The sequence below is a fragment of the Actinophytocola sp. genome, from assembly GCF_035762905.1.
Taxonomy (GTDB): Bacteria; Actinomycetota; Actinomycetes; order Mycobacteriales; family Pseudonocardiaceae; genus DASYTH01.
In genome coordinates, this window is sequence record NZ_DASUCC010000059.1 from 1 (window position 1) to 7,471 (window position 7,471).

A 7,471-nucleotide genomic window follows, 5' to 3' on the forward strand; every position below is an offset into this window, starting at 1 on the left:
GAACAACTTCAGATCCTCACGCACGTCCTCGAGCACGGCCGGCGCCTTCTCCTTGAGGAACATCTCCCGGCACCGCCCCTGCCAGCGCAGATAGTTCACGTAGTAGACGTTGCCGACCAGGTTGGTCTCCTCGAACCCGACGATGTGCCGAATCTCGTAGTAGCCGCCCATCCTCAGTCGTCCTCTCCCGACAACACGGCGAACACCACCGGGTCGGGACGGTCGTTGATGGTGGTCACCCAGGTGGCGATCCGGCTGTCCCCTGTGGACAGTGCGACCCAACCGTCCGGCTGGACCCGGTCGACGGTGAGCGCCTGGCTGGTCGCGCCGGCCTTGCGCAGGCACTCCAGCGCGCACCAGACCCTGGTCCCGGCCACCGACGCCGAGTCGCCGGACTCGGCCACGATCAGGTCCCGCACCGCGAGCGCCTCGGGCCCGAGCAGTCCGGCCCAGTCCTCGGCGCCGCGGTTCACCGCCGGCTCCACGTCACAGCCCAGCCGCCCGGAACCGGCGATGGCGAACGTCAACCCGGCACCGTGCGACGAGGACACCGCCGCGCCATCGGTCTCCGGCTTGCCGTCGGGCCGGTAGCGCACCTCGGCCGGCCGGCCGAGCGCCCGGCTGAGCGCCAGCGCGGTCTGCGCCCGCCGGGCCTCGATCCCGTTGGCCCCGGCCGGCACCGGATCCGGCTCGACGACCACCGCGCGGCTGCCGCCGATGACCTGTTCCAGCGACCGCTCCAGGTAGGAGCCGAGCATCGTGGGTACCCACGGGCCGGCGCCGTTGCGCTTGCGGACCGCGCGCAGCGTCAGCCCTTCCCAGCGCTCCACCAGGTTGCCGTCCGGGCCGAGCACGTCCACGTCGTAGACGTAGGTGTCGCCGTCCTGCGAGCGCTCGCGGGCGTCCATCACCACGAACTCGGTGTCCTGGTCGGTCCGGCCGGCCAGGTACAGCCGCTCGATGCCCTGCGGCAGCAGGATCGCGTCCGGCACGCAGCACTGGATCCCGTGCATCACCGCGTCCCGGGTGCCCGGGTCGGCCAGCAACCGTTCCTGGGAAAGGAAACCGGCGAACCACGGGGCCGGCGTGCTGGTGGACAGCTCGGCCACCGCGTGCCGCGCGCTGGCCCGGCGGTAGGCCAGCACCCGCTGGAACCGCTTGCCCTGGAACATGACCTGGCCGTACAGCTCGGTGGTCGGGTCGACCGGAACCGGCGGCAGCTCGCCGACGCCGCCCGGGTCCGCGCCGGCCGGCAGGTCCGGTCGCGGCAGCCGCAGCGTCGCCCGGAAGTGGTCGGCGCCGAAACCGGTCTCCTCGCTGCGGATCACCAGGTCCACGGTCTCCCGATCGCGGACGAGCGCGGCCAGCCGGACCGTGGTGGAATGCCCCGGCCGCACCACGATCGGCCGCAGGAACTCGACGTTCTCCAGCAGCGGCGGTCCACCGTGGCCGGTCAGCGCGGAGGCCACCTGGGTCATCGCCTCCATGCCGACCACCGCGGGGAACAACAGGTCGCCGTCGAGCAGGTGGTCGGCCAGGTACGGGTCGCTGCCGGCGGACAGCTCGGCCTCGGTGATCAGCTCGATGCCCGGGTAGTCCACCAGAACCTGGTCCACGAACCGGATCAGCGGCAGCTCCCGCCGCTCGAGGGTGAGCGTGGGCAGCCCGGCCGCCCGGCCGCTGACCACCAGCACCGGCCCGGCCGACGGGTCGGCCAGCACCCGGCGCAGGACGTCGATCCCGGCCTCGGTGGAGATCGGCGTGATCCCCTCGCGCATCAGGGCCTCGACCACACCCAGCCGCTCACCCATCCCGGCGCCGGACCACACCGACCACTCCAGGGCCAGCGCCCGGGCGCCCGGGTGCCGCCGCTCGAAGTCCACGGTCAGCTCGGTCATCCAGTCGTTGGCGGTGGAGTAGTGCGCCTCGCCGCGCAGCCCGGCCCGGCCGATGATGCTGCCGAACGTGATCAGCAGCTTGATCCGGTCCTGGTCCACCGCGGCGAGCACCGCGCGCAGACCGTCGATCTTCGGCGCCAGCGTGGCCCGGAACATCTCCTCGGTCAGGTTGGTCAGCGCCGCCGGCTCGTTGCGGCCCGCGCCGTGCAGCACGGCGGTGACCGGGCCGAGCTCGGCCTGGATCCGGTCGACGGCGGCCTTGACCGCCTCGGCGGAGGTCACGTCGGCGCGCTCGTAGCGGAACGTCACGCCGGCCGCGGTCATCCGGGCCAGGTTCTCGGACAGCTCCGCATCCTGCGCGGGGTCGGCCCGGCCGAGCAGGCCGAGGCCGGCCCCGGAGTCGGTGGCCATGGCCAGCGCGCACTCCGCGGTGATGCCCTTGCCGCCGCCGGTGACCAGCAGCACGTCGGTGCCGGCCAGCGGGGTGGCGGTCGGACCGGCCGGCAGGGTCAGCGGCCGCAGCACCGGCACCGTCCGGGTGCCCTCGGCGGTGTACCGGACCTCGCTGAAGCCCTTGGTCGCCGCGATCTCCTTGACCAGCCGGGAAACCAGGTCGTCGGCCAACTCGGGGCTCTTCGGCGCCACGTCCGGCACGCCGATCACGGTGGTCGGCACGGCCGGGTTCTCCAGGTGCAGGGTGCGGGCCAGGCCCGCGGCGCCGAGACCGGCCTGCACCACGGCGAACCGGGTGCCCGCCGGTGCGGTCGCCGCGGCCCGGCCGGCGTGCAGGAACAGCTTGACCTGGTCCTCGCCGGACTCCGGCAGACAGAGCAGCACCCCGTCGCCGACACCGGCTTCGGCGAGCGCCGTGCGCAGCCGCTCGGCCAGCGGGTGGCCGGCCGGCGCGTAGACCGTCCAGGTGCCGTCGGCCGAGCCGCTCGCGCCCACCCGCGGCGCCGCCGCCTCCACGTAGTCCACCGAGAACGGCCGCACCCAGGCGGCAACCCCGGGCGCCTCGGCGGATCCGGCGTCGCCGTCGGTCGCCGTCTCGGCCAGGCCGTCGATCATCGCGGCCAGGTCGCCGAGCTTCATGGTGGCGAAGTTCGCGGTCGCCTCCAACGTGGGGCGGCCAAGCTCGCGGGTGGTGTCGTTGACGATCTGGCCGACCGTGATCGAGCTCAGGTGCAGGTCGTCGAGCGGATGGGTGTCCTCGGTGATGCTGTCCAGCGGGAGTTCGGCCCGCTCGGCCGCGCGCTGGCGCAGCAGTTCGAAGGTCGAGGCGCCGGGATCGGCGGAACCGGTGCCGGACTCGGCGGTCGCGGCCGGGGCGGCCTCGGCGCGCTCCGCGGCGGCACCGACCGGAACCAGTCCGGCCCCCAGGTCCGGGGCCTCCTCGCACGGGCTGGCCAGGAAGCTGAAATCCTTGTCCAGCGCCAAGGTCCGAATCACCCGGCCGGCGAACAGGGCCGAGGTGTCCAACTCGACGCCGATCGCGAACGCCGCGCCGACCGCGCGCAGCAGCGGAGCCAGCGAGGCGTTGTCGGTGTCCAGGGACAGCACCGGCCGGTCCGGGGCGATCTGCGCCAGCAGCCCGCCGAGCACCCGCCCGGGCCCGACCTCGATGGCCAGGTCGGCGTCCTCAACCGCGCGAGCCGCGGCCTCGTGGAACCGGACCGGGAACAGCACCTGGTCGCGCAGCAGGGTGCGCAGATCGGTGCCGGGGTCGAGCGGGGTACCGGTCACGGTGGACACCACGGTGCGGGTCAGCGGCGTGAAGCTCAGCTCGGCCAGCCGCTCGGCCATGGCGTCGGCGGCCGGTTTCACCAGCGGCGAGTGGAACGCGTGCGAGACGTTGATCCGGGTCGCGCTCACCCCGGCGGCCTGCGCCCGGGCGCACACGTCGGCCACGTCCTCCTCGGGCCCGGCCAGCACGGTCTGCTCCGGGCCGTTGAACCCGGCGATCACCACGCCCGCGTTGTCGATGAAGTCGCGGGCCCGGTCCGGGTCGCAGGACAGCCCGGCCATCGCGCCGCCGCCCTTGCTGGCCTTGGCCATCACCTGGCCACGGGTCTTGGCCAGCCGCAGCAGCTGCGCGCCGCCCATGGCACCGCCCCAGGCCAGCGCGGTCAGCTCGCCGAGGCTGTGCCCGACGGCCACGTCGGCGTCCACCCCGAGCTGGTGCAGCACCCGCAGTCCGGCCAGCGAGCCGGCGACGATGCGCGGTTGGGCCACCTCGGTGGCCACCTGGTCGCCGCCGGCCGGCACGCCGGCAAGGCCGAACACGCTCTCCGCGACCGGGAACCGGCGCCGGATCGCGCCGACCGCGCCGCGGCCGGAACCCTGACCGGGGAACAGGAACGCGATCTTCGGCGGGGCGCTGCGGTGCTCGAGGAAGATGCCCTCGGCGGCACCGAAGTGGCTGGTGTCGTTCTGGTCCAGCAGTTCGAGCAGCCGGTTGAGCTTGCGCTCGGCGTCCTCCGGGTTCGACACCACGACCGCGGCGCGCACCGGGCCGCCGGTGAGCTGGCCGGCCAGCGTGCCGGCCAGGTCGGCCAACTCGGCGAAGGCCAGGGTCGGGGCGACCTCGACCAGCCGGGTCACCCGGTCCCGCAGGGCGGCGGGGTCGCGGGCGTCGAGCAGCAGCAGCTCGGCGTCCTGCCGGCCGGCGACCAGTGCCTCGGTGCGGGCGGACAGCTCGGTGCGGCGCCGGGTGCCGGGCGCCTGCTCGAGCGCGATGTGCGCGTTCATCCCGCCGAAGCCCATGGCCGAGACGCTGGCCCGCATCGGCAGGTTGTTCGGCCACAGCTCGGCCTGGGTGGGGACGTAGAGGGTGGCCTCGCCGCCGAGCAGTCGCGGGTGCACGTCGTACTGTCCGGTGCCGGGCGGGATGACCTGGTTGTGCACGGCCAGCGTGGCCTTGATCAGCCCGGCGATGCCGGCGGCCGCCTTGGTGTGCCCGAAGTTTCCCTTCACCGAGCCGATCGCGGCCCGGGGGGCGGTCGGGTCGGCCTCTCGGCGGGTGGTGGAGATGGCGTTCAGCTCGGTGTCGTCGCCGAGCGCGGTGCCGGTGCCGTGGCCCTCGAAGTAGGAGACGGTCTCGACGCCGTAGCCGGCCTGGTTGTAGGCGCGCTCGATGGCGAGTTGGTGGCCGGCCGCCTCCGGGCGGGTGATGCCGCCCTTGCCGTCCGAGGACAGGCCCCAGCCGGTGATCGACGCGTAGATCCGCAGCCCGCGGGCGATCGCCTCCTCCTCGCGCATCAGCACGACCATGCCGGAGCCCTCGCCGGGCCAGAACCCGTTGGAGTCCTTGTCGTAGACGCGCATCTCCTTGGTGGACAGCGCGCCGGTCTTGGCGAAGCCGATCACCTCGAACGGGTCGATGGACAGGTCGACACCGCCGGCGATGGCGACGTCGAGGTCGTTGTTGGCCAGCGCGCGGGCCGCGGTCACCACGGCGATCAGCGAGGACGAGCAGGCACCGTCCACGGTGTACCCGCCGCCGGCGAAGTCGTAGTAGTTGCAGACCCGGCCGGCGATCGTGTTGGCCAGACCGCCGGCCAGGGTGTCCTCGTCGATCGGCGGGAACGGCGCCTTGTACTGCGCCTCGAGATCCCACAGGAACGCGCCGGTCTCCTCGTCGCTCCAGCCCTTTGCGGCCAGCGCGGCGGCGACCGTGCGGCGCACGTACGGCCAGCGCAGGCGCATCAGGTTGGCCCGGGCGAACTCACCGGTAAGGCTGTTGCCGATCACGACGCCGGTTCCCTTGCGGGGTAAGCCTTCCGCGTCCGGGAATCCGGCGTCGGCCATCGCCTGCGCGGCGACCTCGAGGGCCAGCCAGTGGGTCAGGTCGGTGGAGCGGAACGTGCTGCCGGCGACCTTGAACTTCACCCGGTCGAACTGGTAGTCGCGCAGCACGGCCGCCTTCGCGGCGTAGAAGCGGTCCGGTGCCTTGGGATCGGGCGAAAAGTAGTCCGCCTGGTTCATCCGCACGTCGGGTAGTCGCCGGAAGGCCCGCCGGCCGGCCAGGATGTTCTCCCACAGCTCTCCGGGGGTGCTCGCATCGGGATAACGAAGGGCAATGCCGACTACCGCGATCCGCTCGCTACTCATACCGTCAACCGCCTCTGACTACCGCTCGGCGTACTTTTCTTGTCGTGCGCATAAAAATGCGATTCGTGGCGTGTGCCAGCGTGCCTCAGCCGCGCGACCGATGTCCTCTCCCATAGTGCCGTCGCTGCCGGAATGGTTTTGCCGGGCAGGTTCGCATGGCTATCGTCGATCTGTTGAAACGGTGCCGCCGAGGAGATGCCATGGCCACGCTGTTGGGCGGGTCCCGCCGGTGGGCGCTCACATCGTCGCGCTGCGGCTTCCAGTGGGCGATCACCGCACCCCGACTGTGGCCGGTCGAACGACGGATCTCCCTTGTGGCGGCCGAGTTTCGCGGATTCGCCTACGAGGGTGCGGCGATGGCGTTCGCGGTCCGGGACGCGCTGACCGGTGGCCACCGCACCCGGGAGTTGATGCTCGGCCCCGGTAGGCCGCACATCTTCCTGACCTACACCGGGATCGGGCTCGCCATGGGCCGGTTGCCCCGGATGCTGTGGCGTGACCTGGTCCCCGATCTCACCGGCTCGCCGTACTACCCGACGATGACCTGGCTGGCGGTGGACGGCTACGGGTTCGACCGCGCCTACCGGAGCACCCGGCGTTGGGTGGACCGGCAGTACGTGCCGAAGCCCTATCCGTGGCAGGGTTTTCCCGGCTACTTTCGGCGTGCGGTGGACCAGGGCATCGGCCGGGCGCTGTGGTACCTCCACGGCGCGGCCGCCGCTCGAGTCGCGGACGCGGTGCGGCGCTTTCCGGAGCACCGGCGGGGCGACCTGTGGAGCGGGGTGGCGCTCTCGGCGGCGTTCGCCGGCGGGAGCGACCCGGAAGGCCTTGCGCTGCTTCGGAAGTCGGCCGGCGAGCACCGGCCGCAGCTAGGTCTCGGGGTGGTGTTCGCGGCCAAGGCCCGTACCGTGTCGGGCTTCGTGCCGCCGTATACCGGGATCGCGGCCGAGGCGCTGGCCGGCGTGTCGGTCGCCGATGCGGTGGGAATCGCGGTGGCCACGGCCGGCGTTCCGCCGGAGACCGGTCCGCTGCCGTTCTACGAGCAGTGGCGCCAGCGCATTCGGGACCGGTTCACCGACTGAGCTGTATCGCAGAATGCCGTGTCTCGCGGTATATCGGGCAATCCCGCAAGCCCGGAGTAGACGTTTTCCTTGGTGGCAGCCGAGAATTCCTGCCAGCGGCATGTCTTCTATCGACCCCATCGCCTTGGCGTTGTTGGAGGTGTTCAGTTTCATGAGCGCGACATTTGGTTGGTTGCGTCGTCAGCTTGCCGGGGTGGTTGCGGTGGTGTTGGTGGCGGGGATGTTTGTGGTGGGTCGGGTGGGGTTTCCGTCGGCGGCGGAGGCGGAGGTGATGGCGTCGGGGTTTGGGTTTGCGCCGATGTCGGTGGCGATGCCGTCGGGGTTCGCGCAGCAGGAGATTCGGCGGGTCAATCGGGATTACCAGCATATTGATGCGTGGAT

General features: G+C 72.2%; 2 protein-coding genes and 2 pseudogenes. 2 read left to right on the forward strand and 2 right to left on the reverse strand.

Translation table 11 applies throughout. The features are described from left to right. Positions 1 to 171: pseudogene (locus VFV67_RS11125) on the reverse strand (acyl-CoA thioesterase); the annotation flags it as partial. A gap of 2 nt (positions 172 to 173) precedes the next feature. Then, positions 174 to 6,008, reverse strand: coding sequence for a type I polyketide synthase (locus VFV67_RS11130; RefSeq protein ID WP_326469356.1), 5,835 nt, complete (start codon positions 6,006 to 6,008; stop codon positions 174 to 176). 200 nt (positions 6,009 to 6,208) lie between these two features. Between VFV67_RS11130 and VFV67_RS11135 the strand changes: the two genes are divergently transcribed. After that, positions 6,209 to 7,090 (forward strand): DUF1702 family protein, encoded by an 882-nt coding sequence (locus VFV67_RS11135; protein WP_326469359.1) that lies wholly within the window; start codon positions 6,209 to 6,211, stop codon positions 7,088 to 7,090. Positions 7,091 to 7,190: 100 nt separating this feature from the next. Next, a pseudogene (locus VFV67_RS11140) lies at positions 7,191 to 7,471 on the forward strand (hypothetical protein); the annotation flags it as partial.